This window comes from Phenylobacterium sp. (assembly GCF_013822795.1).
Taxonomy (GTDB): Bacteria; Pseudomonadota; Alphaproteobacteria; order Caulobacterales; family Caulobacteraceae; genus Phenylobacterium.
Genome location: NZ_PNLB01000013.1, coordinates 24,645 through 47,586, shown reverse-complemented (window position 1 = coordinate 47,586; position 22,942 = coordinate 24,645). Strand labels below are relative to the sequence as shown.

Sequence of the window (22,942 nt, the reverse complement as noted above, 5' to 3'; positions counted from 1 at the left end):
CTGTCGGCCGCATGGCCGACTGAGGGGGACTTTGACTCCGGAGTGCGGTCCCCCTCCGTCTCGATGCTGCGCATCGATCCACCTCCCCCAAGAGGGGAGGAACTGGAGTCCGTACTCATGGCCCGGGCGCGATCACCGTGCGGCTGGCGCCGGTGCGCGCGTTCAGGCTTGGACGGTACATGTCCTTGGCCTGCGCCCCCGGCAGCAGGAAGTCGCCCGGCGTCACCGCCCGCGCCACATAGGCGAAGGTGAAGCCGCCCTTGCCGGCCAGGTCCATGGCCGCGACATAGCGGTCGTCGCGGGCCTCCTGGACGTCGGCGCTGGAGAGCTCGCCGAGGAACTTGAACGGCCCGCTCTGGGCGTCGTCCGGCCCCAGCACGGTCTCGATCTCGAAGCCGGCCGGCAGCGGATCATCGACCACCAGCGACATCGAGCGGCTCTGGCCGGAGCGGCCCGACACCACCACGATCACCCGCTCGCCCTGGGTCAGCGCCGAGGGATCGACCGATCCGCCGGTGAACCCGACCAACCGCTTGGAGAGGGTGATGCCGTTGTCCTCGGCGGGCGGCGGGGCGACCGGCGTGCCGGTCACCGTCACCGTGCGCCACAGGGCGCCCTTGCCGGCGTTGACGAAGCGGGCATCGGCCAGCTTGCCGACCGCCCAGCGCGGGGCGCCGCCGACCGCGGTCAGCGGCTGGACGCCCTGGGCGTCGATGCGGATCGCCCCGACCGCCTTCAGCATCCAGTGCGCCGCCTGCAGCAGCCGCGCCTGTTCCTGGGTGTTGAGGCTGTCCGGATCCTTGACCGCGTTCTCCAGCCGCTTCTGCAGCCCGCGCGCCAGGTCGGTCTCGCCGGCCTCGTAGGCCAGCGCCGTCACGGCGGCGATGTCGCGCAGCGGGCTCTGGTACCAGTCGGCCTCGTCACGATAGCCGAGCGCGGCGATCGCCTGGCGGAAGGACGAGCGCGCCCGGGCCTTGTCGCCCATCATCGCCAGTCCGGCGCCGACTTGCGCCTTGGCCAGCGGCGAGGCCTCGCTCTTCATCTGCACGTCGTGCCACCAGCGCAGGCGCGCCAGGTCGCCGCGCCCGCCCTTGGCCAGCACATAGAGCGCATAGGCCGAGGCGCGGCTGCGCATCCGCTCGGTCGCCTTCTTCGAGGCGTCCGACCCGCCGGCCCACCAGTCCGGATACTCCATCCGGTAGGAGACCGAGGCCCAGCCCTCGGGCCGCGAGACCTGGCGCATGGCGCTCAGCGCCCGGTCGATCGCCTCCTGCGGCACCGGCGTTCCGGCCTTCTGCGCTTCAAGCAGGAAGTCGGTGACATAGGCGCCCAGCCAGGGATCGGCCTCGCCGTCGCCGACCCGCCAGAGCCCGAAGGCCCCGTCCAGGGTCTGACGGTCGAGCAGCCGCCCGACCGCGCCGGCCAGGGCGACCGACGAGCGCTTCAGCTTCGGATCGCTGGCGACCTCCGCCGCATAGATCAGCGGATAGGCGCCCGACACGGTCTGCTCGGTGCAGCCATAGGGATAGCGCGACAGAGCATTGGCGATCGGAGCCGGGTCGAAGCCGCGGAACGGCGAGTAGCTGACGTGCAGGGTGAGGTCGCCGGCCGCGAGGCCCGCGAGCAGGCTGGAAGCCGGCGTGAACGCCGCCCCCGGCTGCTGCAGCTCGTAGGTCGTCCGGGTGATCGGGCTCCAGCCCAGCCGCGTCTGGATCGGATAGTCCTTGGCGGTCGAGAAGCCAGGGCCGGAGACCTTGAAGCCGACCTGGCCGATCCCGGCCCGGCCCGGCGCGCTGAACGGGATCTTCTCGGCCACGCGTTGGCCGAGCGCCAGCTGGAACGCCTTCTTGAACGGCGCCAGCACCCCGCCGCCGCTGGTCAGTTCGGCGATGTACGACCCGACCTTGCCCTCGATGTTATGCAGCTCCAGCGTCGCGAACGCCTTGTCGCCCGGCGCCAGGAACCGGGGCAGGGCGAGGTCGGCGACCACCGCCTCGCGCACGGTCAGCGGCTTGCTGGCCGAGCCGACCGCGGTGTCGGTCCAGGCCACCGCCATCAGCCGCAGCTCGCCATTGAACTGGGCGGCCGGCAGCTTGATCACCGCCTTGCCATCCAGGCCCGTCTCGACCACGCCCGACCACAGGGCCACGGTCTTGATCGGCGTGACTGACAGACCCTCGCCGCCGATGCCGTCGGCGCCGAAGCTGACATTGGCCGGCGCCCCCAAGTTTGGGTCCAGCAGCCGTCCGTAGTCGTCGCGGTAGTCCAGCGTCAGCGCCCGCTTGCCGAAGTACCACTTCACCGGATCGGGGCTCTGGAACTTGGTCAGTTGCAGGATGCCCTCGTCGACCGCCGCCAGGGTGACCCTGGCTCGCCCGGCGAACCCGGCCCCCTTGATGGTGATCGGCACCTCGACCAGCGCCTTGGAGTCGATCTTGGCCGGGGTGTTGAGCTCGACGCTCAGCTTCCGGTCCTTCGGGTCCAGCGGCACATAGACCAGGCCCAGCGCCCGCCGCGGCTTGGGCGAGGCGACCGGATCGCGCGGCTGCACCACGCTGACCAGCACATAGGCCCCGCCGCCCCAGGCGGCGCTGGTTTTCAGCCGCACCGTCGCCCCGTCCTTGCCGACAGTGACGGTCTTCAGGTCGATCAGCCGGTCGGTGGCGACGGCGATCTGCGCTTCGCCGGCATAGGGCGGCTTCAGGGTGATCTCGACGGTGTCTCCCTGCGCATAGGGCTTGGCCCCGGCGCTGACCCGCACGAAGTCGGGGGCCTCGACGTCCTTGGCCGGCGCGCCCCAGCCCGACGCGAAGCGGATGACGCTCTTGGAGCCGCCCGGCCCGGTCATCTCCAGCCGGTAGTCGCCCCAGCCCAGCCGGCGGCTGATCCGGGTCGGCTGGCCGGCGGCGAGGTTCACATTGGCCTTGGCCACCACCACGTCGCGGCTCGTCCGCCGCCACTGCCAGCGGCCGTCCTGCTGGAACCAGTCATAGTCCCAGTTCTCCGAGATCAGGGTGTAGGTCGTGCCCGGCGCGGCGATCCGCTGGCCGGCGGCGTTCACCGCGATCAGGTCGATCAGCATGGTCGGGTCGCCCGACCCGTTCGAATCCCCCTGGTCGATCTTGGCGCCCAGATAGACGGCCTTGGTCCGCACCTTCAGGTCCAGGCCCTCGCGCACCGGGCGCCCGCCCGGCTCGAAGACGCTGGCGGTGAAGGCCGCGGTCAGCGGCTGCGGCGTGTCGCCCGCTTCCTCCGACGACAAGGCCAGCACCGCGCGGCCGGCGCCGTCGGTGACGGTCTGGCCGATCTCCAGGAACTTCTCGGCGAACGGCTCGCGCTGGTCGCCCCACTGATAGCCTTCGAAGGCGGGGAACGGGTTGGGGTCGACGCGCAGCCGCGCCTCGCCTTGCGTCTGCAGGCCCGCGCCGGCCGCGCCGTAGAGGAACCGCGCGGTGACGTCGATGTTGCGGGTCTCGCCGGCCTTCAGCGGCACGGCCTCCTGGCCGACGGCGGTCACCGCCAGCCGCTGCGGCGCGAAGTCCTCGACCTGGAACGACAGCTCGCCGGCCGGCTTGTCCAGCCCGTCGATCTCCAGCTTGGCGGTCCAGCGCCCGCGCGGCGCGCTCTTGGGCAGGGCGATGTCCACCGGCACGGCGCCCAGCGGGGCCTTGTCGAAGGCGTAGCGCTTGTACTCGACGCCGGAAGGGCGACGGACCACGACCGCGCCCTTGCGATCCTTCACCGCCTTGGCCTCGCGGTCGCGCAGCAGGGCGTTCAGGTGCACCGTCTCGCCGGGCCGATAGATGCCGCGGTCGGCATAGAGATAGCCGTCGATGGCGGTCTGGGCGGTGCGGCCCGAGACGCCGCTGTCCTCGGTGCGCCCGCCGATCCCCTGCTTGGACAGGTCCACCGGCGCGCGGTCGAGGTCCAGCACCGCCAGGTCGCCCTGGGCGCCGTAGGCCATGACCATCTTGGCGTCGGCCGCGCCTTCGCCGTCCAGCAGCGGGCGGTCGAAGCGCACGCGCCCCTGGGCGTCGCTCTGCGCCGCGGCCAAGTCCTCGCCGTTGCGCGCCACCAAGGTCACGCGCACGTTCGGCATCACCTTGGCGGTCTTCAGTGAGCGGACCACCACGTCCAGCGCTTCGGACCCGTCATAGGCCGACAGCGCCATGTCGGTGAATACCACCCAGCGCCGCGCCTGGGCCGGCGGATTGGGATCATAGTCGTCGTCGGAACCTTCGCCCTTGATCGAGCGGCCGCCGGAGGCGTCGCGCACCTTGATCACATAGGCGCCGGGCTTCATCTCCTTCAGCACCGCGCCCAGCGGGAACACCGTCGTCACCCGCTCGCCGGCGCCCTGGGTAGTCACCGGTAGTTCGCCCTTCCAGACCACCCGGCCCTCGTCGTCGGGACTGTCGGAGCCGTAATCGCTGGGCCACTCGCCCTCGGCGGTGGGGTCGGGAGCGCTGATCGACTTGCGCACCAGGTTGCGGTCGACGACCCGCCAGACCTCGACGGACAGCCGGCTGACATTGACCGTCTCGATCCCGATCCCGTCGGAATCCTCGCGCGGCAGGATCACGCCCTCGCCGGCGAAGCCGACGAAGGGCGGCCGCTCGCCGAAGGTGAAATCGACGTCGGCGTTGGCCGCCAGGGTCTCGCCGTTCTTGGCCGGCAGCCCCTTCAGCAACGTCACCCGGCGGTCGGCGAAGCCGGTCCCGCCGATGCACAGCTCCGAGCCCTTCACCGTCACCGCCGGCGCCCCGCCGAGGTCCGGCGAGACCAGCACGAAGTCGGCATAGGACTTGGCCGGGTCCAGCGCCCGGGTCAGCTCCACGCAGGCGGCCGGCTGGTTGGCCGAGGTGTCGATCCGGTGGCGCCAGACCGCGAACCCTTCCGGCTTAGGGATGCCGCGCCGCGCCGCCTTGGCGTCGCGCGGCTTGCCGAACAGCGACCAGCCCTGCGTCCCCGGTGCGACCTGAGTTTCCTGCGAGGGCTTGCCGAACCAGTCGACGCCCTTGGCCGACAGCACCCCGCCGCCGAACGCGGCGATCACCAGCCCGGCCGCCATCAGCCCCGGCATCCTGCTGGCGCGAAGCTTGGCCAGCCAGCCTTTCGGGGTCGGCGTCTCCGGCGTCTGGTCGCTCGCCATCGGTCTCTCTCAAGCTGGACGGAATGTCGCAGCCAGGGGACGCGAAAGGCTCCGCGGCGTCAATCTTCGGTAGGCGTTCGTCCCCACCCGGCCCACACGAAAAGAAGGGGCGAGCCCCGGCTCGCCCCTTCCGTCGGTCGCGCCCGCGCGCGGTCAGTTCTGGTTCGGGCTGGCGGTGCTGATCTTCTCCATGGCGTCGCCCACGGTGAAGCTCGCCGCCTTGGCCCGCGGCGGGAACTCCTTGAAGGTTTCCAGCAGCTTGGCGACGATCGCCTGGGCCGGCACGAACAGGAACATCCGGTGCGCCGAGAAGTCGCCGTAGTAGATGCTCTCCGGCCCACGTTCGAACGGGTCTGAGCGGATGTTGTACAACATCGGCGCGCGCAGCCCCGTGAAGGCGCCCTGCCAGACGCCGAGCGGCGTCTTGTGGTTCACCTCGCTGTTCTGCTCCATGAAGGCGACCTTCCACTGCTTGACGCGGACCGCCATCAGGTCGCCGTCGTCGCTCCAGTAGGCGAAGCCCTGCCGCGGCCACTCCTTGGCCTCGCCCTTGAAGGCGGGGATCAGGTTGTTGCCGTCGAGGTGCACCTTGAAGGTCTTGTCGCCGATCTTCCCGCCCTTGCGGATCCGCTCGACGATGTCGGCGTCGCCCGCCGCCGCCGCGAAGGTGGCCAGGAAGTCTTCATGCGCGCAGATCTCGTTGATCACGCTGCCGGGCTCGATGGTTCCGGGCCAGCGGATGGCGCAGGGCACGCGGAAGCCGCCCTCCCAGTTGGTCGCCTTCTCGCCCTTGAACGGCGTGGTCCCGCCGTCGGGCCAGGTAAAGCACTCGGCGCCGTTGTCGGTGGTGTAGACGACGATGGTGTCGTCGGCGACGCCCAGCTCGTCGACCAGGGCCAGCAGCTCGCCGACATGGCCGTCATGCTCGACCATCCCGTCAGGATAGAGGCCAAGGCCGGTCTTACCTTTCGAGGCTTCCTTCAGGTGCGTGAAGACGTGCATGCGGGTCGAGTTGAAGTAGCAGAACCAGGGGCCGCCCTCCTTGTTCTTGCGCTTGATGAAGTCCTTGGCGTCGGCGAGGAACTCCTCGTCCACCGTCTCCATGCGCTTGGAGTCCATCGGGCCGGTGTTCTCGATGGTCTGGCCGCCCTTGCCGTCGGCCTTGCACTTCAGCACGCCGCGCGGGCCGAACTTCTTCCGGAACTCGGGGTCCTTCGGATAGTCCTCGTTCTCCGGCTCCTCCTCGGCGTTCAGGTGGTAGAGGTTGCCGAAGAACTCGTCGAAGCCGTGCATGGTCGGCAGGTGTTCGTCGCGGTCGCCCAGGTGGTTCTTGCCGAACTGGCCGGTGGCGTAGCCCTGCGCCTTCAGCACCTGGGCGATGCAGGGATCGTCGGCGCTCAGTCCCAGGTCCGCCCCCGGCAACCCGACCTTGGTCAGGCCGGTGCGGATCGGCGACTGGCCGGTCAGGAACGCCGCGCGCCCGGCGGTGCAGCTCTGCTGAGCGTACCAGTCGGTGAACAGCGCGCCTTCCTTGGCGATGCGGTCGATATTGGGCGTGCGGTAGCCCATGACGCCGAGGTTGTAGGCGCTGATGTTATACCAGCCGATGTCGTCGCCCATGATGAACAGGATGTTGGGTTTGCCCTTCGGCATCGCGCGCGCTCCCTTGTGTGGTCGGGGGCGCTGGACACGCCTCCCAGGGGCGGCAGCCTCCGCCTGAGCGGCGCCATGCGCCATCCGGCCGCCCCCTGCGGCGGCTTCGGGTCAAGGCCCCAGGCGTAACGCCGTTCGGCTTGCGCCCGCCCGCGGTTGGCGCGACTGTCGCGCCGCAACGAACAGGGGCGATGCGATGATCTTCGAGCAGATACCGACCGGCGGCTGCCAGTCCTACCTGGTGGGCTGCGAGACCACCCGCGCCGCCGCGCTGATCGACACGGAGTTCTCACAGATCGACCGTTATGTCGGCCTGGCCGGCCAACTCGGCCTGCACATCCGCTACATCGTCGACACCCACACCCACGCCGACCACTTTTCGGCCAGCCATGAGTTGCAGAAGCTGCTGGGCGCGCCGGTGGTTATGAACCGGCTCAGCCCCGCGCCTTACGCCGACCTGCGGCTCGACGACGGCGACATGCTGATCGTCGGCGAGCTGCGCATCCAGGCCCTGCACACCCCCGGCCACACCCGCGACTCCATGTGCTTGGTGATGGCCGATCGGGTGTTCACCGGCGACACCCTGCTGATCGGCGGCACCGGCCGCACCGACCTGCCGACCGGCGATCCCCACGCCCTCTATGAAAGCCTGTTCGACAAGCTGCTGAAGCTGCCGCGCGAGACGCTGGTCTTCCCGGCCCACGACTATAAGGGCCGCACCCACTCGACGATCGGCGACGAGATCGACGCCAATCCGCGCCTGCAGAAGACCGACCGCGCCGAGTTCGTGGCGATGATGCAGAACCTCGACCTCTCGGCCCCAACCCACCTGACCGAGGCCCTGCGCACCAATATGAGCGGCGGCAAGACCGTCGCCCAGCTGCTGGCCGAGGCCTCGGCCAAGGTGCCGTTCATGTCGCTGGTCGAGTTGCACGGCCGCATCGGCGGCAACAGCGGCGACATGGTCATCCTGGACCTGCGCGAGAAGGACGCCTTCGACGCCGGCCACATCCCCGGCGCCCGCCACCTGCCGCGCGGCCAGCTGGAGCTGCGGGTCAATTCCGAGCTGCCCGACCCCACCGTCCGCATCCTCGCCTGCTGCGAGTTCGGCAAGATCTCGACCCTGGCCGCCGCCACCCTGCGCGAACTCGGCTTCACCCGCGCCGTCGCTCTCGACGGCGGCCTCAAGGCCTGGCGCGACGCCGGCTACGAACTGGAGAGCTGATCCGAACCTAGCGCGCGGCGAACCGCAACACCGGCCCGTTCCAGTCGGGGCTGGCGATGTCCAGCTCCTCGACCGGCCCGGCCGCGCACGTCGCCGCCACCTTGCGCCAGAAGGTCAGCGCCCCGGTGTTGGCCCGCGCCACGGCGATCTCCCAGCCGCCCGGCTCGTCGGCGATCAGCGCCTGCGCGGCCGCGCGCCCGGCCCCCTGGCCGCGATGTTTGCGCACCACGAAGAACTCGGCCATCGAGCGCCGCGTCGGCAGGCCCGAATGCGCGGCGTCGTTGATCAGCGCAAAACCGGCCGGGGCCTCGCCCGACTTCAGCAACCAGGCCGACCAGCTGGCGCGCTCGAAGAACGGCGTCAGCGGATAGTCCGTATACCGACCATCGGCCTCCAGCTCGCCGCGCGCACTCCCGGCCCAGAACTCCGAAAAGTCGTGGGTGTAGAGCTGGAAGAGGTTCTGCAGCAGGGCGCTGTCGCTCCGGGCGGCCCGCACGATCTTCAGGCTCACGGTCGCGCCTCCAGGCCGGCTTCCAGCTCGTCCATCGTGCGCGCGAACGCCGCTTCCAGGTCGATCTCGTACATCCGCGCCAGGGTCATCACGCTCCACAGACAATCGGCCAGTTCGTGCGCCAGCTTGGCGGGGGCGTCGGGGATCGCCCGTACGCCTTCCGCCGCCTGCACCAGCTTCATCAGGTCGCCGACGTCGCCGACAAAGCCCAGCGCCACCTCCTCGCGGCTCCAGGGCCGCCCGTAGCGCTGAGTTTCTACCCCCGCATAGAGCTCGCGCACCCGCCAGGCGCGCTCGGACATCGAACTGAAACTGGTCATCGTCATCCCCACAGGCCGACCGCGACGCATAGTCTAGCCAACCGCCCGCCGCCTGGGGGCGCAAATCGGCGCCCAATTGCAGACCGCCCGTGGGAGTGTGGGGCGTTCGGCGGGAGGTCTCGAATGTCTATGCGTGTGTTGGCGGCCGTCGCGGTCATGGCGGCGGCGTCGCCGTGGACGGCGGTCGCGCAGGCCCCGGCCGTGTCGGTGGTGCTGAAGCCGCTGGCCGCCAACGGCGAGATTTCGCAGGTCGAGGTCCGCCAGTCGGTCTCGGGTTTCGCAGCAGCGGCGGGCCAGACCCTGTTCACCGTTCCCGCCCGCGTCACCACCATTCTCGGCCAACCCTACGCGGAGGCCGACATCGTGGCGCGCGACGAGGCCGGCCCGCTGCCGCTGGCGATGGCGGTGGCGCCGGCCGAGCCGGGCTATCCGCTCGAAATGCGCACCTTCAGTCCAAGGCGCGCGACCCAGGGCGCGATCACCCTGAGCTACGCCGCCGACGTGACCCCGGCGATGAGCCCGCGTCGCCCCGGCCCGTCCTACGATCTGCGCGGCGCCGACGGCGGTTTTGGCGGCGCGTTCTTCTCGTTCCTGCTGCTGCCGGCCGACGTTCCCGCCGACTTCAAGCTCGACTGGGACCTCAGCGCCGCGCCGGCCGGGGCGCGCGGCGTCTCGACTCTGGGCGAAGGCGCGGTCTCGCTTTCGGGGCCAACCGGCGGGATCAACACGATCTTCCTGCTGGGCGGCGCGGTGCAGGGCTACGCCCCGCCGGGCGAGCGCTTCAGCGCTTACTGGATCGGCCGACCGCCCTTCGATCCGCAGACCGCCTCGGCCTGGTCGGCGCGCAGCTACCGCGTGCTGCAGGACCTGTTCGTCGACCCCGCCGCGCCGCCCTACGTCCTGCTGATGCGGCCGTTCGCGCGGCCGCGCGACGGCGGCGGGGCCACCAACGGCGGCTTTATGCTGGAGTACGGCCTGGGCCAGATGAGCGACGTCTCACGCCGCATCATGTTCACCCACGAGATGGTCCACCACTTCGTCGGCAGCTTGAGCGGCGACACCGGCGCCAACGCTTGGTTCGGCGAGGGGCTGGCCGAGTTCTACAAGATCCGCGCCCCGCTGCGCGCCGGCCTGATCAGCCTGGACGAGGCCGCCGCGGAAATCGCCGTGATGACCGGGGCCTACTACAACAGCTCGGTCGTGGACGCGCCGTTCGCCGAACTCGGCCGTCGCCGCTGGGCCGACGGCGCAGCCCAGAGCGCGCCCTACAACCGTGGCTTCATGTACTTCGTGGACCTCGACGCCGCCGTCCGCGCGCGGTCCGGCGGCGCGCGGTCGCTCGATGATCTCGTCCTCGCGATGCTCGCCAGCCGCCGCGCCGGCGGCGCCTATGACGAGGCCAAATGGCGCGATCTGCTGCGCGCCGAGCTGGGCGAGGCCGGGCCCGCGCGGCTCGACGCCATGCTGGCCGGCGACCTGATCGTGCCGCCCGCCGACGCCTTCGGCCCGTGCCTGGCGCGCCGCAAACTCGAGCATCCGCGCCCGGTGCTCGGCATGTCCGAGGACGCCTTCCTGATGAAGCCCGCCGTGATCTCCGGCCTCCAGCCAGGGTCGGCCGCGGCCCAGGCCGGCCTGCGCGACGGCGACGAGCTGGTGTCCTTCCAGGGCGTCGCCCCACGCATCGCCCACAGCGCGTCCAACGTGCGGCTCGATCCGGTCGTCCAACTCGTCGTCCGCCGCGACGGCGTCGAGCGGCAGGCGGCCTTTTCGACGCAAGGGCCGGTGGTCGCCGAGTACGTCTGGTCGCCGGTCGCCGCTGCGGGCCGATCCTGCGCGCTCTAGACGCGTCGCCGCATGGTCAGGATCGGAAACGGCCGGCCTTCGCTGTCCAACGCGGAGCGGTCGGTCACCTCGAAGCCGAGCCGCTGATAGAAGGCGATGGCGCCCGGATTCTGTTCATTGACCCCCAGCCAGGTCGCCCCGCGCGCCTGCGCGTGGGCCATCAGCGCCCGCCCGATCCCGCCGCGATGCACGGCCGGATCGACGAACAGGGCCGCGATCTCATCGCCGTCCAGCCCCATGAAACCGACCGGCCGGCCGTCCCGCTCGACGGTCCACAGCTGCGCGTCGCTGGCCAGGTAGCCGCGCACCTGCGCCTCGATGGCGTCGATGTCGGCGGCCGTTAGGAAGTGGTGGGTGGCCTCGACCGCCGCCCGCCACAGCGCGAGCAGGGCAGGGGCGTCGGCGGCTGTCGCGCGTCTGATCATCGCGCGCAGATAGTCGGCGGACGTGCTTAGGCCAAGCCCGCTCGCAGCCGCTCGAAGGCGCTCGGCCCCCGCCGCTCTGCGATCGCCGCCAGGATCTGGGCCGCACACGCGCGCGGATCGTTGAGGGTGGTGTCGACTGTGCAGTCGTAGTCGGCATGGGCGTGCACGACGTCGACCTGGCTGCGCACCTGTCCCGGCTGCCGATCGCCGCGGGCCAGTTCGCGGCGCTCGGCCTCGGCCAGCTCGCAATGCACGCCGACGAAGAACACCTCGTGTCCCGCCGCCGCCTCCAGCCAATCGGCCAGCAGCCAGCGCTCGAACAGCACGTCGTCGACGATGACGCTCAGCCCGCAATCGGCCATCGCCGCCACCGCCCTGTGGAACGCCCGGGCCATCGCCTCGCCGCCGGGGCCCAGGTGCAGCGGGACTGCTCCGTCGCTGCGGCGTGAGAAATAGACCCCGTGCGGATCGTTGTGCCACGCCGGCGGCAGCAGTCCGAACACGAAACTGTCCAGCCCGGTCAGGACCGGCTGCGGATCGATCCGCCGCTGCAGCGCCCGCCCCAGCGTGCTCTTGCCGGCGCTGGACGTGCCGTTGAGCAGGATGATCGCAGGCGGGGTCATGGCCTCTCCACTCCTGATGGACGGCCCAGCTTAGCCCCGGCCACGGCCGGGGCTAGCGTCCTTGACATCGTCGACAATTTGAGAATAGAAATTCGCATTCCGATTTATGGAGGCCCTGATGGCCGACGTTCCGATCGCCGCCGCTCCGCTCGCTCCTCGCCGCACGGCCTGGCTCGACGTGGCGCTGATCCTGCTCGCCGCCGCGGCGATGCTGGCCCTGCCGGCGCCCGACGCCGGCGGCGCGGTGGTCGCCCAACTGATGGTGCCGCTGCGCATGCTGCTGCTGGTGGGCGCGGCGACGCTGCTGCTGCGTTGGCGTGGCCTCACCTGGGCCGATGTCGGCCTGCGCCGCACAGGCTCCTGGGGGCGGACCGCGTTGCTGGTCGGCGGCGGCTATCTGGCCCTGGCGCTCTGCGCCGGGCTGCTGATGGCCTTCGTGCTGCCGGCGCTCGGCCAGCCCGCCCAGGCCTCGGCCGCCGCCTTCGCCAGCATCGAGGGACAGCTCTGGAAGTACCTCTCCTGGCTGGCCATCGCCTGGACCTCGGCGGCGATCGGCGAGGAGCTGATCTTCCGCGGTTTCCTGCAGTCGCGGCTGGAGGCCGGGTTCGGCCCGGGCGGCGCCGGCGCGATCCTCGCCCTGCTGGTCCAGGCCGGCGTGTTCGGCTTCGCCCACGGCTATCAGGGGATCGGCGGAGTGCTGCTGACCGCCGCGGCCGGGCTGGTGCTCGGGGGCGTGCGGCTGGCCGCGCGCCGGGGATTGATCCCCTCGATGTTGCTGCACGGCCTGATCGACACGGTCAGCCTGACCGCCGTCTATCTCGGCGCGCTCAGCCTGGCGCAGGGTGCATGAGCCGGGTGATCCCGCCGCGCCAGAAGCGCAGCGAAGAGACCCTGGCCCGCATCCTGGCGGGCGCCTACGCCATGCTGGCCCGCAAGGACCTCGCCGAGATTTCGATGGAGGAGATCGCCCAGGCCGGCGGCGTCTCGATCGGCGCCATCTATCGCCGCTTCAGGAGCCGCGAGGACCTGCTCGAGGTGCTGATGACCGACCTCCAGCGCCGCCAGCTCGCCGCCCTGGAGATCGAACTCGCCCCCGACAAGTGGGCCGGCAAGCGCCTGGCCGAACGCCTCGACTGGTTCGTCGCGCGCCAGGCCGAGGCGGTGTCGAAAGCCCCTGGCCTGGTCCGCGCGGTGCTGGCCAGCGCCATGGCTCCGGTCCAGCGCGACCACGACGAGGTTGCGGGTCTCAACGCCCAGGCTGCGGCGCGCCTGGCCGACTGGCTACTGGAGTGCGGCGAGGAGATCACCGCTCCCGATCGCCAGGCGACCGCCCGCGTGGTGGTCGCCCAGCTTTCGGTCAGCCTCAACCTCGCCCGGCTCTACCCGCCGACCTTCGCGCCGATGGACCCGGACGCCGTGATCCCGATCCTGCGCCACAACGCCCTGGCGGCGCTGACGGGCGCATAGCGCCAAGATGCTCCCCCGCTGGGGGAGCTCCCGGCGCAGCCGGGTGAGGGGGACTTACGACTCCAGCGCCTGACGGATCGTGGCGACCGCTTCGTCGACGTCCTCGAGCACGAGTTCGGCGGAAATCCTCAGCGTCCTGATCCCCTGTTCGGCCACCCAGGCGTCGCGCTTTCCGTCTCGAACCGGACGCGACCCGGTCCCATGGCTATAGCCATCGACCTCCACGCAGAGCCGAGCGCTGTCGCAGTAGAAGTCGAGCACGTAAGGCCCGATCGGGTGCTGTTTGCGAAAGTGCAGTCCGTCGAGCCGACGGCCCTTGATCGCCTTCCAAAGCAACACCTCGGGAAGGCTCATCGCTTTGCGGAGACCAAGAGCCAGGCTTCGTGTCCGCTCGGGCGCTTCCATGGTCAAAGTCCCCCTCAGTCGGCCTGACGGCCGCCAGCTCCCCCAGAGGGGGAGCATCTCAAGACGCCAAGATGCTCCCCCTCTGGGGGAGCTCCCGGCGCAGCCGGGTGAGGGGGACTTACGACTCCGTCCTTACGCGTCCAGCAGGCCGACCAGGCGGCCGCGGATGATCTGCTCGGCCTCGGCCATCGTGCGTTCGATCAGTTCCTGCACGCTCGGCACGTCGTGGATCAGGCCCGCGACCATGCCGCACGACCAGCCGCCGGCGTCCATCTCGCCGTTGACCAGGATGCGCGGATAGACGCCCGCCACCTCGGCGGCGATGTCGGCGAAGGTGACCTTGTCGCCGAGCTCCTTTTCCTTCTCCAACAGCCGCTCGACCCCGGCGTTGACCAGCACCCGCTCGGTGTTGCGCAGCGGGCGCATGATCAGGCGGGTGTCCAGCTCGCTGGCCGCGACCAGGGCGTCCTTCACGTTCTGGTGGACCGGGGCTTCCTTGGTGGCGATGAAGCGGGTGCCCATGTTCATGCCGTCCGCGCCCATGGCCAGGGCCGCGACGAGGCTGCGGCCGTCGGCCATCCCGCCCGAGGCCAGGAACGGCACCTTCAGCTCCTCGCCGGCCCGCGGCAGCAGGATGAAGTTCGGCACGTCGTCCTCGCCCGGGTGGCCGCCGCACTCGAAGCCGTCGACGCTGACCGCGTCGCAGCCGATGGCCTCGGCCTTCAGGGCGTGGCGCACCGAGGTGCACTTGTGGATCACCACGATGCCGGCTTCCTTCAGCATCGGCAGCCACTTGGCCGGGTTGTTGCCGGCCGTCTCCACGACCTTGATCCCGCTCTCGATGATCACCTTCACAAAGCCCGGATAGTCGGGCGGCGTCACCGCCGGCAGGAAGGTCAGGTTCACGCCGAACGGCTTGTCGGTCATCGCCTTGCAGCGCTCGATCTCGGCCTTCAGTTTCTCGGGCGTGCCCTGGGTCAGGCCGGTGATGATGCCGAGCCCGCCGGCGTTCGACACCGCCGCCGCCATTTCGGCGAAGCCGACGAAGTGCATGCCGCCCTGGACGATCGGGTGCTGGATGCCGAGCAGTTCGGTGATGCGCGTCTTCATGGTGGCGTTCCCTTTTTCGCGAGGCGCGTCCTGGCGCGCATCTTCCCCGCCTGCATCGCCTATCGGCCGCCGCGTCGCAACAGGGCGCGTAGGGTGGCTAGAGCTCCAGCGTCCCGTTTGCGGTGGTCACGCACTGGCCGCCGACCCGCAGCACGCCGGCCGCGTCGGCGCTCAGCCGCACCACGCCGTCGCGGCCGACGCAGCGGCCCTGTTGGGCGCTGTAGCTCCAGCCGGCCTGCGCCAGTTGACCGACCTGCCGGCGGAACACCGCGATGCTGCCGTTGCCGCTGCCGCATACCGGGTCCTCGTTCACCCCGCAGGACGGCGCGAACGAGCGGGTCTCGATGTCGCGGCCGCTGGCGTCCACCGCGAACAGCGACAGGCCGGTGATCCCCAGCCGCCGCTCCAACGCCGCCGAGCGGCCGAAGTCGGGAGTCAGCGCCGTCAGGGTGTCGATATCGGCCAGCTGCGCCACCGCCCAGATTGCGCCGACGTTCATCACCGCCGGAGCCGGGGCGCGCAGCACGCGGCGGCCCAGCACCGCCTCCATCTCGTCGATGTCCGCGTCGTCCAGCGGCGTGATCTGCGCCGGCGGCAGGGTCAGGGCCAGCTCGCGCTCGGCGCCCTCGCCCTGGACGGTGATCTCGACCAGCCCGACCCCGCAGGCCTGGACCAGCTTGCCGGCCTTCGGCGTCACCTGACCGGCCTCGATGACGGCGTGGGCGCTGCCCAGGGTCGGATGGCCGGCGAACGGCAGCTCGCTGCCCGGCGTGAAGATGCGCAGGCGGTAGTCGGCCCCGTCCGTCGGCGGCAGCACGAAGGTCGTCTCCGACAGGTTCGTCCAGCGGGCGATGGCCTGCATCTGGTCCCCGTCCAGGCCCTCGGCGTCCAGCACCACGGCCACCGGATTGCCCAGCAGGGGCCTGGCCGAAAACGCATCGACCACCTTGTAGCGCCGCTTCATCTGAGGTCTCCGTTCCGGCCTGCCTGCAATGCTCTCGCCATAGCCCGCCGCGCCGGCGTTGGGAAAGGCGCCCGCGCCTGCTGGACGCCGCCCCGCCGCTGTGCTGACTGGCGCGCGCAGATCACGAGGGGAGACGCCGATGACCTACAACACCCTACTCTGGGAAGTGGAGGATCGGGTCCTCACCCTGACCCTCAACCGTCCCGACCAGCTCAACTCCTTCACCGTCGAGATGGCCCACGAGCTGATCGCCGCCTTCGAGCGCGCCAGCGAGGACGACGGCGTCGGCGCCATCGTCGTCACCGGCGCCGGCCGCGCCTTCTGCGCCGGCATGGATCTCTCGGCCGACGGCAACGTCTTCGGCCTCGACGAGAGCCAGACCCCGACCATGGCCGACATGCGCGATCGGCTGGACGACCCGGTGATCCGCGACGGCGTGCGCGACACCGGCGGGCGCGTCACCCTGGCGATCTACAACTGCAAGAAGCCGGTCATCGCCGCGATCAACGGCGCGGCGGTCGGCATCGGCGCGACCATGACGCTGGCCATGGACATCCGCATGGTCTCGGAAAAGGCCCGCATCGGCTTCGTGTTCGGCAAGCTCGGCATCGTGCCGGAGGCCTGCTCCAGCTGGTTCCTGCCGCGCCTGGTCGGCCCGCAGCAGGCGCTGGAATGGGTGTTGTCGGCCGACATCTTCGACGGCGCCGAGGCCCTGCGCGGCGGCCTGGCCCGCTCGATCCATACGCCCGAGACCCTGGTTGGCGAGGCCCAAGCCCTGGCCCGCAAGTTCATCGCCGGCCGCTCGCCCGTCGCCGTCGCCCTGGCCCGCCAGATGTTGCTGCGCAACCCCGCCCAGCCGCACCCGTTGGAGGCCCACCGCGTCGACTCCCTGGCGATGTTCTACGCCAGCATCGGCGACGGCAAGGAAGGCGTCGCCGCCTTCCTCGAGAAGCGCGAACCGCAGTTCGCCGGCCGCGCCTCGCAGATGCCGCCGTTCTACCCCTGGGAATAGGGGCTCAGACGAGCCCCAGGTCCTTGGCGATCAGCGAGCCGTCCACATAGGGCCGCTCGCAGATGATCTTGTCGCTGCCCGGCGCGAACTCGAACGCCGCCGCCATCCGGATGCGGAACGTGCGGCCGGTCGGCGGCACGACCTTGTCGCCGATCCGCAGCGGGCCCAGGTGCGTGCCGGTCAGGTACATCTCGATGTGCACCGTGTCGCCGCCATGGGCGATGCTGATCAGCTCGTTGCCCTGGTCGGGGAACGGGGTGCGCGACTGCTCGAAGTACCGGCGCACCTCCTCCTCGCCGTCATAGACGCGCGCGAGGCCGTTGATCTCGTAGCGGGGGTGCTCGAACGTGGCGATCACCGCGTCGAAGTCCAGCTCGCATTCGAGCCGCATGTGGTCGCGCACGGTCTGCATGCGGCGTTCGGCGAGGTCGGTCATCTGATCACTCTTGCTCATCCCAGCCGCACCGGCGCCTGGGGAATGGTTTTCCAGAATTCGGGGTCGTGGCCGTACATGATGCGGGCGCCGCGGGCCTGCATCTCGCGCAGCCGCTGGAACACCGCCAGCGCCGCCTCACGGTCGGCGATCACGCCGGGCGTATGCATCTTCTCCAGCGAGTCCTTCAGGTAGCAGGCGTCGCCGCACAGGATGAACTCGCCGCCGATCTCGGTCTGCACCCGCAGCGACTGGTGGCCCGGCGTGTGGCCATAGGTCGGCAGGCAGACCACCGAGCCGTCGCCGAACACGTCGTGCTCGCCGTCGACCGCGCGCAGCTTCTGGCCGGTGTCCCAGTCACTGGTCAGGTAGCCGTTGCTGCTCTCGACGTGGCGGGCATGCGCCAGCTCGCGGGCCTGGATCAGGATGTCGGCGTTGCGCAGCTGGCCGTTGCCGCCGCAGTGGTCGAAGTGCAGGTGCGAGTTGATGACCACGTCGATGCTTTCCGGATCGACGCCGATCGAGCGCAGCCGCGCGCCGATCTCCTCGCCCGGATGGAAGTGGAAGTCGTGATACTTCGCCAGGGTCTCGCCGACATAGGCGGCCGGGTCGCTTAAGGTCGCGTCGTGCAGGCCGCTGTCGAACAGCGCCCGGCCCTTCTCATGCACGATCAGGTACGACGGCACCGGCACGGTGATCAGCCCCTCCTCGCCGTCGAGCATGAAGAACCGCGGAATGGTCAGGTAGCCGCAGGTGAAGGCGTAGAGCTGGGCGGTCATGTCGGCCTCGGGGCGGTGAGTTCGAGGAAATTGCTGACGGTGCGGTCCAGCGCCTGCGCGATGACCGCGCGCTCGGCCGGCGCCGGCGGCATCAGGATGAACTGCATGCGCACGAAGGTCAGGCCGGCCATGAACAGCCGCGCGCACTCCTTCGGATCGGGCGCGTGGATCTGGCCGCGCAGCGCAAAGCCGCGGAAATAGTCGGCGGCGATCCCGACCTCGGTCTCGAACAGGGTGTCGACGAACTGGGCTCGGTGCGCATCCAGCCGGCCGCGCTCGGTCGACAGCAGCTCCATGAACCGCATCTCGTCGTGCCCCAGCCACTGGTCCAGCGAGTCGGCGGCGTACTGGCGGCAGAAGCCGGCCGGGTCCTCGGCCAGCGCCCGATAGCGCGGCGAGGCCAGCCGTCCGGCCGAGTTCGCCGGGCCGTGCGCGTCGATCAGCGCCGAGAGGATCGCATCCTTGCCGGCGAAGTGATTGTAGAGGCTCGGCGCGCGCATCCCGACCGCGGCGCCGATCTGGCGCATCGAGGTCGCCGCAAAGCCCTGCCGCGCGAACAGGTCGAGCGCGGCTTCCAGGATCCGCTCGCGGGAGCTTGCTTCGGGCGCGACGTTCATGCCATTTCTCTGCCTAACGAACGTTAGTTAGTCAATGGGAGGTTCCGATGCCCACGCCGCACGTCCGGCCGCCGAGCGCTGAGTCCTTGGGGGAAGCGCCAGGCCGAGGCCGTCTCGCCGGCCGCAGGATCCTGGTCGTCGGCGGTGGCCAGCGGACCTTCGACCCGGCCACCGACCCGATCGGCAACGGCCGCGCGACCTCGATGCTCTGCGCGCTGGAAGGCGCGGCCGTCGCGGTCGCCGACTACAGCCTGGCCAGCGCCCAGGAGAGCGTCGACCTGATCGCCCGCGACGGCGGGACGGCCTTCGCTATCCAGGCCGACATCACCTCCGAGGACGACGTGCGCCGCATGATCGACGAGGCGGTCGCCGGGCTCGGCGGCCTCGACGGCCTGGTGCTCAATGTCGGGATCTTCGGCCAGACCGGCCTGCGCACCTTCGACCTGGCCGAGTGGGACAACATCGTCGCGACCAATCTGCGCGGGCCGATGCTGTGTTGCCGTTACGGCCTCGACCGCATGGACGACGACGCCTCGATCGTCTTCGTCTCCTCGATCGCGGCGAAGAAGGCCGGCTCCCAGCTGGTCGCCTACGACGCCAGCAAGTCGGGCTTGGCCGGCCTGGCGCGGCACATGGCGCTGGAGGGCCTGACCCGCGGCATCCGCGTCAACACCGTCATGCCGGGCCTGGTCGACACCCCGCTCGGGCGGCTGACCACCGCCGGCCGGCCCGAGCGCGCCAGCGCCAAGGGGCCGTTCGGCCGCCAGGCCACCGGCTGGGAGATCGCCTACGCGATCCTGTTCTTCCTCTCGGGCGAGAGCGTCTACGTGAACGCCCAGACCCTGGCCGTCGACTCCGGCGTCACCGGCCTCTGACCCCCATCACCTACGGAGTAAGCGCATGGCTCTGCCCGACGTCACCACCCACCAGGACCGGCTGCTGACGGTCAACATCAACGACGCCCCGCCGCCCTCGATGGACGGCGTCTCCCTGACCCCGCTGTTCCTCGACCGCGAGAACGGCGTCTGGGTGCTGTACGGCAAGTTCGCGCCCGGCACGGTGCTGCCGACCCACTTCCACACCGGCACGGTTCACTTCTTCACTACCAAGGGCCAGTGGAACTACCGCGAGTATCCGGACGACGTGCAGACCGCCGGCAGCTACCTCTACGAACCGGGCGGCTCGATCCACACCTTCACGGTCCCGGCCGACGCGACCGAGGCCGCCGAGGGCTTCATGGTGGTCAATGGGGCCAACGTGAACTTCGTCGACGGCGTCTACCAGAACATCACCGACGCCGGCTCGCTGGAGGAGATGTTCAAGGCCCTGGCCAAGGCCACCGGCGCCCCGCTCAACTACATCTCGCCGGGCGCGGCCGCGGCCCGTCGGGCGTCCTAGAGTTCCGTTCACGGCCGAGGTCGCGCTAGGCTGGGCCATGACCCAGCCGACCATTCTGCTCGACCTCGACGGCACGCTGGTCGATTCCCTGCCGGGGATCGAAGCCAGCTGCCGCGCCGCGCTCACGGCCCTCGGCCATGTTCCCGCGCCCGACCTCGACATCGCCGCGCTGATCGGCCCGCCGATCGAGGACATCGTGCACGTGCTGCTGGCCCCCTATGGCGATGACCGGATCGACGAGTGCGTGGCCGCCTATCGCGCCGACTACGGCGCGCGCGGGCTGCTGGCCAGCCATCCCTATCCCGGCGTCGCCGCCGCGCTCGACGCGATGCGCGACGCGGGCGCCCAGCTGATCCTGGCGACCTCCAAGCGCCGCGAATTCGCCGAGCGCATCCTGGCGCACATCGGCTTCGGGGTGCGCTTCGCCGCCATCCACGGCTCCGAGCCCGGCGGCGCGCTCGACCACAAGCCCGAGCTGATCGCCCACATCATCGCCCGCCACGGCCTCGACCCGGCCCGCTGCGTGATGGTCGGCGACCGCCGTCACGATGTCGCCGGGGCCCACGCCAACGGCGTGCGCGCCCTCGGCGTGCTCTGGGGCTACGGCAGCCGGGACGAGCTCGAGACCGCCGGCGCCGACGACCTGGTCGGTGATCTGCAGGACCTCGCCGCCGCGGCGCTGGCCCTGCTCAGTAGCTGAGCTTCGGGTACCAGTCGCTCCCGCGGCCCTCAGGCGTCAGGTCGAGGATCGACCACAGCGCCGCCACGTCGGGCGCGTCGCGCGGGTCCTGCCCCGGATCGGCCATCGCCAGGGTCATCTCGCTGGCCCAGAACAGCCGCACCTGGTCGCCCTCGCGCTTGAACACCACCAGCGCCGGGTTCTCGCTCCCGTCCTCGTTCAGCAGTCCGAGGTCGCGGGCATAGGCGTCTCTGCACGAACTCCAGCCCGCGCCAGCCGCGCTCCTGGGCGAAGGTCATCTGCCGCTCCACCGGGCTGCGGCCGAAGATTTTCAGGGCCACGCGCTGCTTGATGTCGTCGGCGTTGCCGGCCACCGCGCCCAGCCAGTTGGTGCACATCGGGCAGGGGCGCTCGCGCTGCGGCCCGTACATCCAGAAGTACGAGACCAGCGTGTCCTTGTCGCCGAACAGGTCGGCCAATCCGACCTCGGCGCCGTCGGCGTCCTTGAACCGGTAATCCCTCTCGATCACCGGCCCGTCCGGCAGCGCGCGGCGCTGCTCGGTCACCCGCGTCATGTGCCTGCGAAATTCGATCTCCTGCGCCAGCAACGCGCGCCGCGCGTCGCGATAGGCCGCGCTCTCGCCCGGGAACGGCGTGCGTCCCTCGGCGGCGAGCTGGGCGGCGGGAACCAACGTCTGAGCAACCATCGGCGGTCTCCTTTCATGGCGCGGCCGGCCGGCCGCTCCCCCAAGGACGTCCCACGCCCCCGAACGCCGACAACCGCCCGCAGAGAGCCCGGGTTCCGGCCTGACGTTGAGCGTTTCAATCAAGCTTGGCTGTCGCGGCGTGACCGTGGTTCACAAGACGCCGGTGCGGCGCTGGAGAGGGCGAAGGTGAAGCAATCGGAATACTTGGCGCACGACGCCGTCGGCCTGGCGGGTCTGATCGCCCGCCGCGAAGTCAGCGCCGCCGAGGTGCTGGAAGCGGCGGTCAGCCGCCTCGAAGCGGTCAATCCGGCCATCAACGCGGTGATCTACACCGACCTCGCCGCCGCCCGCGCCGAGGCTGAGCGCCCGCGCGAGGGCCCGCTCTCCGGCGCGCCGTTCCTGGTCAAGGACTACGCCGCCCACGTGGTCGGCTGGCCGACCTCGGCCGGCTCGCGCCTCTATCAGCACGAGGTCGCCGCCGCCGACGCGCCGATCGTCAGCGCCTATCGCCGGGCCGGCCTGGTGATCTTCGGCAAGACCAACCTGCCGGAACTGGGCCTCGACGCCACGACCGAGCCCGACCTCCACGGCCCGACCCGCAATCCCTGGGACGTCGAACGCACGGCCGGCGGCTCCTCGGGCGGCTCGGCCGCGGCCGTCGCCGCCGGCATCGTGCCCGCCGCTCACGCCAGCGACGCCGGCGGCTCGATCCGCATCCCGGCTTCCTGTTGCGGCCTGTTCGGGCTCAAGCCCTCGCGCGGCCGGGTCTCGTTCGCGCCGGTCAGCGACGGCATCGCCGGCTTCGACGCCCAGCACGCGGTGACCCGCACGGTGCGCGACTCCGCGGCCCTGCTCGACGCGGTCTGCGCGCCGCAGATCGGCGACCCCTATTCTGCGCCGCCGCAACAGCGGCCGTTCTTGGAAGAGTGCCGCCGCGACCCCGGCGTCCTGCGCATCGGCTTCACCACCGAAGCCTTCGAGGCCGGCGTGATCTCTGCGGAGTGCCGCCAGGCGGTGACCTCCACGGTGAGCCTGCTCGCGGGGCTCGGCCACGTGGTCGAAGAGTTCGCCATGCCCGCGGGCTTGGACGCCGCGGTCGCCGCCTCCAGCGCCGTCCTCGCCGGTCACATCGCCGCCGATCTCGACGACCGCGCCCAGCAGCTCGGCCGCCCGATCGTCGAGGCCGATGTCGAGCCGCTGACCTTCGCCCGCTACCAGCACGCCAAGGGCTACAGCGCCTCGGACTATGTGCGCGCCCTGCGCATCGTCCACGGCTACGGCCGCGCCGTGGCCGGACTGTTCAGCCGCTTCGATGTCGTGGTCACCTCGACGCTCGGCTCGCCGCCGGTCGCGCTCGGCGTGCTGCGCGGCGCCGCCCCCGGCGCGGCCGGCGTCGCCCGCCGGGCCTTCATGCCCAACACCCGGATCTTCAACCTCACCGGCCAGCCGGCGATGAGCATGCCGCTGGCCTGGACGGACGGCGGCCTGCCGGTCGGCGTCCAGTTCGTCGCGGCGATGGGGGCCGAGGCGACGCTCTTCCGCCTCGCCGCCCAGCTGGAACAGGCCGCGCCCTGGGCCGCCCGCCGCCCACGGTTAATTTAGCCGGCGCCTTCGCTCCGC

General features: G+C 70.8%; 21 protein-coding genes and 1 pseudogene. 9 read left to right on the top strand and 13 right to left on the bottom strand.

What is annotated here, in order from left to right; all coding sequences use genetic code 11:
- Window positions 1–115: 115 nt before the first annotated feature.
- Window positions 116–5,083 carry an alpha-2-macroglobulin gene (locus C0481_RS12780; protein ID WP_293404479.1) on the bottom strand — a complete coding sequence of 1,656 codons (4,968 nt, stop codon included), beginning with the start codon at window positions 5,081–5,083 and terminating at the stop codon, window positions 116–118.
- 222 nt (window positions 5,084–5,305) lie between these two features.
- Window positions 5,306–6,805 (bottom strand): arylsulfatase, encoded by a 1,500-nt coding sequence (locus C0481_RS12775; RefSeq protein WP_293404290.1) that lies wholly within the window; start codon window positions 6,803–6,805, stop codon window positions 5,306–5,308.
- A 196-nt stretch (window positions 6,806–7,001) separates the two neighbouring features.
- On the opposite strand from C0481_RS12775, the gene C0481_RS12770 reads away from it, so the two are divergent.
- Entirely contained in the window at window positions 7,002–8,030 is a 1,029-nt protein-coding gene (locus C0481_RS12770) for an MBL fold metallo-hydrolase (RefSeq protein ID WP_293404287.1), read from the top strand.
- A gap of 7 nt (window positions 8,031–8,037) precedes the next feature.
- Here the strand turns inward: C0481_RS12770 and C0481_RS12765 are convergent, their stop codons facing one another.
- Entirely contained in the window at window positions 8,038–8,541 is a 504-nt protein-coding gene (locus tag C0481_RS12765; protein ID WP_293404285.1) for a GNAT family N-acetyltransferase, read from the bottom strand.
- On the bottom strand, window positions 8,538–8,861 hold the full coding sequence (locus C0481_RS12760) for a MazG nucleotide pyrophosphohydrolase domain-containing protein (protein ID WP_293404283.1): 324 nt from the start codon (window positions 8,859–8,861) through the stop codon (window positions 8,538–8,540). Before C0481_RS12760 ends, C0481_RS12765 begins: the two co-directional genes overlap by 4 nt.
- A gap of 123 nt (window positions 8,862–8,984) precedes the next feature.
- Between C0481_RS12760 and C0481_RS12755 the strand changes: the two genes are divergently transcribed.
- Window positions 8,985–10,703: a hypothetical protein gene (locus C0481_RS12755; RefSeq protein ID WP_293404281.1), complete on the top strand. Its 1,719-nt coding sequence runs from the start codon at window positions 8,985–8,987 to the stop codon at window positions 10,701–10,703.
- Here the strand turns inward: C0481_RS12755 and C0481_RS12750 are convergent.
- Window positions 10,700–11,128: an acetyltransferase gene (locus tag C0481_RS12750; protein ID WP_293404279.1), complete on the bottom strand. Its 429-nt coding sequence runs from the start codon at window positions 11,126–11,128 to the stop codon at window positions 10,700–10,702. The genes C0481_RS12755 and C0481_RS12750 overlap by 4 nt on opposite strands.
- A 26-nt stretch (window positions 11,129–11,154) precedes the next feature.
- Complete coding sequence (locus C0481_RS12745; protein WP_293404277.1) at window positions 11,155–11,751, bottom strand: hypothetical protein; 597 nt, start codon at window positions 11,749–11,751, stop codon at window positions 11,155–11,157.
- Window positions 11,752–11,869: 118 nt separating this feature from the next.
- Between C0481_RS12745 and C0481_RS12740 the strand changes: the two genes are divergently transcribed.
- Both C0481_RS12740 and C0481_RS12735 read left to right on the top strand, forming a co-directional pair.
- The gene (locus C0481_RS12740) at window positions 11,870–12,601 is read left to right on the top strand and encodes a CPBP family intramembrane glutamic endopeptidase (protein ID WP_293404275.1); all 732 of its coding nucleotides are present in this window, start codon (window positions 11,870–11,872) and stop codon (window positions 12,599–12,601) included.
- A complete protein-coding gene (locus C0481_RS12735; RefSeq protein ID WP_293404273.1) occupies window positions 12,598–13,218 on the top strand; it encodes a TetR/AcrR family transcriptional regulator in 621 nt (206 codons plus the stop codon). Before C0481_RS12740 ends, C0481_RS12735 begins: the two co-directional genes overlap by 4 nt.
- Before the next feature lie 54 nt (window positions 13,219–13,272).
- Here the strand turns inward: C0481_RS12735 and C0481_RS12730 are convergent, their stop codons facing one another.
- From C0481_RS12730 to C0481_RS12720, 3 genes are all read right to left on the bottom strand, one after another.
- Window positions 13,273–13,623 (bottom strand): DUF559 domain-containing protein, encoded by a 351-nt coding sequence (locus C0481_RS12730; protein WP_293404271.1) that lies wholly within the window; start codon window positions 13,621–13,623, stop codon window positions 13,273–13,275.
- Window positions 13,624–13,755: 132 nt separating this feature from the next.
- Window positions 13,756–14,733 carry a nitronate monooxygenase family protein gene (locus tag C0481_RS12725; protein WP_293404269.1) on the bottom strand — a complete coding sequence of 326 codons (978 nt, stop codon included), beginning with the start codon at window positions 14,731–14,733 and terminating at the stop codon, window positions 13,756–13,758.
- A gap of 97 nt (window positions 14,734–14,830) precedes the next feature.
- A complete protein-coding gene (locus tag C0481_RS12720) occupies window positions 14,831–15,697 on the bottom strand; it encodes a PhzF family phenazine biosynthesis protein (RefSeq protein ID WP_293404267.1) in 867 nt (288 codons plus the stop codon).
- 139 nt (window positions 15,698–15,836) lie between these two features.
- Between C0481_RS12720 and C0481_RS12715 the strand changes: the two genes are divergently transcribed.
- Window positions 15,837–16,709, top strand: coding sequence for a crotonase/enoyl-CoA hydratase family protein (locus C0481_RS12715; protein WP_293404265.1), 873 nt, complete (start codon window positions 15,837–15,839; stop codon window positions 16,707–16,709).
- 4 nt (window positions 16,710–16,713) lie between these two features.
- Here the strand turns inward: C0481_RS12715 and C0481_RS12710 are convergent, their stop codons facing one another.
- From C0481_RS12710 to C0481_RS12700, 3 genes are read right to left on the bottom strand one after another with little or no spacing between them, the layout of a single operon-like run.
- Entirely contained in the window at window positions 16,714–17,145 is a 432-nt protein-coding gene (locus C0481_RS12710; RefSeq protein ID WP_293404263.1) for a nuclear transport factor 2 family protein, read from the bottom strand.
- Between the two features lie 14 nt (window positions 17,146–17,159).
- Complete coding sequence (locus tag C0481_RS12705) at window positions 17,160–17,921, bottom strand: N-acyl homoserine lactonase family protein (RefSeq protein WP_293404261.1); 762 nt, start codon at window positions 17,919–17,921, stop codon at window positions 17,160–17,162.
- On the bottom strand, window positions 17,918–18,538 hold the full coding sequence (locus tag C0481_RS12700) for a TetR/AcrR family transcriptional regulator (protein WP_293404259.1): 621 nt from the start codon (window positions 18,536–18,538) through the stop codon (window positions 17,918–17,920). The genes C0481_RS12705 and C0481_RS12700 overlap by 4 nt, the downstream gene beginning before the upstream one ends.
- A gap of 47 nt (window positions 18,539–18,585) precedes the next feature.
- Between C0481_RS12700 and C0481_RS12695 the strand changes: the two genes are divergently transcribed.
- The 3 genes from C0481_RS12695 to C0481_RS12685 are packed head-to-tail and all read left to right on the top strand — an operon-like array spanning window position 18,586 to window position 20,636.
- A complete protein-coding gene (locus tag C0481_RS12695; protein WP_293404257.1) occupies window positions 18,586–19,413 on the top strand; it encodes an SDR family oxidoreductase in 828 nt (275 codons plus the stop codon).
- 25 nt (window positions 19,414–19,438) lie between these two features.
- Window positions 19,439–19,936 carry a 2,4'-dihydroxyacetophenone dioxygenase family protein gene (locus C0481_RS12690; protein WP_293404255.1) on the top strand — a complete coding sequence of 166 codons (498 nt, stop codon included), beginning with the start codon at window positions 19,439–19,441 and terminating at the stop codon, window positions 19,934–19,936.
- A 37-nt stretch (window positions 19,937–19,973) separates the two neighbouring features.
- A complete protein-coding gene (locus tag C0481_RS12685; RefSeq protein WP_293404253.1) occupies window positions 19,974–20,636 on the top strand; it encodes an HAD hydrolase-like protein in 663 nt (220 codons plus the stop codon).
- On the opposite strand, the pseudogene C0481_RS12680 reads toward C0481_RS12685, so the two are convergent.
- Window positions 20,626–21,322, bottom strand: a pseudogene (locus C0481_RS12680) (DUF899 family protein). The gene C0481_RS12685 and the pseudogene C0481_RS12680 sit on opposite strands and share 11 nt — an antisense overlap.
- 186 nt (window positions 21,323–21,508) lie before the next feature.
- On the opposite strand from C0481_RS12680, the gene C0481_RS12675 reads away from it, so the two are divergent.
- Window positions 21,509–22,924 carry an amidase gene (locus C0481_RS12675; protein WP_293404249.1) on the top strand — a complete coding sequence of 472 codons (1,416 nt, stop codon included), beginning with the start codon at window positions 21,509–21,511 and terminating at the stop codon, window positions 22,922–22,924.
- The last annotated feature ends 18 nt before the right edge of the window (window positions 22,925–22,942 follow it).

Excerpts from the sequence above, each read along its gene's own strand:
- C0481_RS12780 (WP_293404479.1), bottom strand. The coding sequence starts at position 5,083 with ATGCCGGGGCTGATGGCGGCCGGGCTGGTGATCGCCGCGTTCGGCGGC.
- C0481_RS12775 (WP_293404290.1), bottom strand. The coding sequence starts at position 6,805 with ATGCCGAAGGGCAAACCCAACATCCTGTTCATCATGGGCGACGACATC.
- C0481_RS12770 (WP_293404287.1), top strand. The coding sequence starts at position 7,002 with ATGATCTTCGAGCAGATACCGACCGGCGGCTGCCAGTCCTACCTGGTG.
- C0481_RS12760 (WP_293404283.1), bottom strand. The coding sequence starts at position 8,861 with ATGACCAGTTTCAGTTCGATGTCCGAGCGCGCCTGGCGGGTGCGCGAG.
- C0481_RS12755 (WP_293404281.1), top strand. The coding sequence starts at position 8,985 with ATGTCTATGCGTGTGTTGGCGGCCGTCGCGGTCATGGCGGCGGCGTCG.
- C0481_RS12750 (WP_293404279.1), bottom strand. The coding sequence starts at position 11,128 with ATGATCAGACGCGCGACAGCCGCCGACGCCCCTGCCCTGCTCGCGCTG.
- C0481_RS12745 (WP_293404277.1), bottom strand. The coding sequence starts at position 11,751 with ATGACCCCGCCTGCGATCATCCTGCTCAACGGCACGTCCAGCGCCGGC.
- C0481_RS12740 (WP_293404275.1), top strand. The coding sequence starts at position 11,870 with ATGGCCGACGTTCCGATCGCCGCCGCTCCGCTCGCTCCTCGCCGCACG.
- C0481_RS12735 (WP_293404273.1), top strand. The coding sequence starts at position 12,598 with ATGAGCCGGGTGATCCCGCCGCGCCAGAAGCGCAGCGAAGAGACCCTG.
- C0481_RS12730 (WP_293404271.1), bottom strand. The coding sequence starts at position 13,623 with ATGGAAGCGCCCGAGCGGACACGAAGCCTGGCTCTTGGTCTCCGCAAA.
- C0481_RS12725 (WP_293404269.1), bottom strand. The coding sequence starts at position 14,733 with ATGAAGACGCGCATCACCGAACTGCTCGGCATCCAGCACCCGATCGTC.
- C0481_RS12720 (WP_293404267.1), bottom strand. The coding sequence starts at position 15,697 with ATGAAGCGGCGCTACAAGGTGGTCGATGCGTTTTCGGCCAGGCCCCTG.
- C0481_RS12715 (WP_293404265.1), top strand. The coding sequence starts at position 15,837 with ATGACCTACAACACCCTACTCTGGGAAGTGGAGGATCGGGTCCTCACC.
- C0481_RS12710 (WP_293404263.1), bottom strand. The coding sequence starts at position 17,145 with ATGACCGACCTCGCCGAACGCCGCATGCAGACCGTGCGCGACCACATG.
- C0481_RS12705 (WP_293404261.1), bottom strand. The coding sequence starts at position 17,921 with ATGACCGCCCAGCTCTACGCCTTCACCTGCGGCTACCTGACCATTCCG.
- C0481_RS12700 (WP_293404259.1), bottom strand. The coding sequence starts at position 18,538 with ATGAACGTCGCGCCCGAAGCAAGCTCCCGCGAGCGGATCCTGGAAGCC.
- C0481_RS12695 (WP_293404257.1), top strand. The coding sequence starts at position 18,586 with ATGCCCACGCCGCACGTCCGGCCGCCGAGCGCTGAGTCCTTGGGGGAA.
- C0481_RS12690 (WP_293404255.1), top strand. The coding sequence starts at position 19,439 with ATGGCTCTGCCCGACGTCACCACCCACCAGGACCGGCTGCTGACGGTC.
- C0481_RS12685 (WP_293404253.1), top strand. The coding sequence starts at position 19,974 with ATGACCCAGCCGACCATTCTGCTCGACCTCGACGGCACGCTGGTCGAT.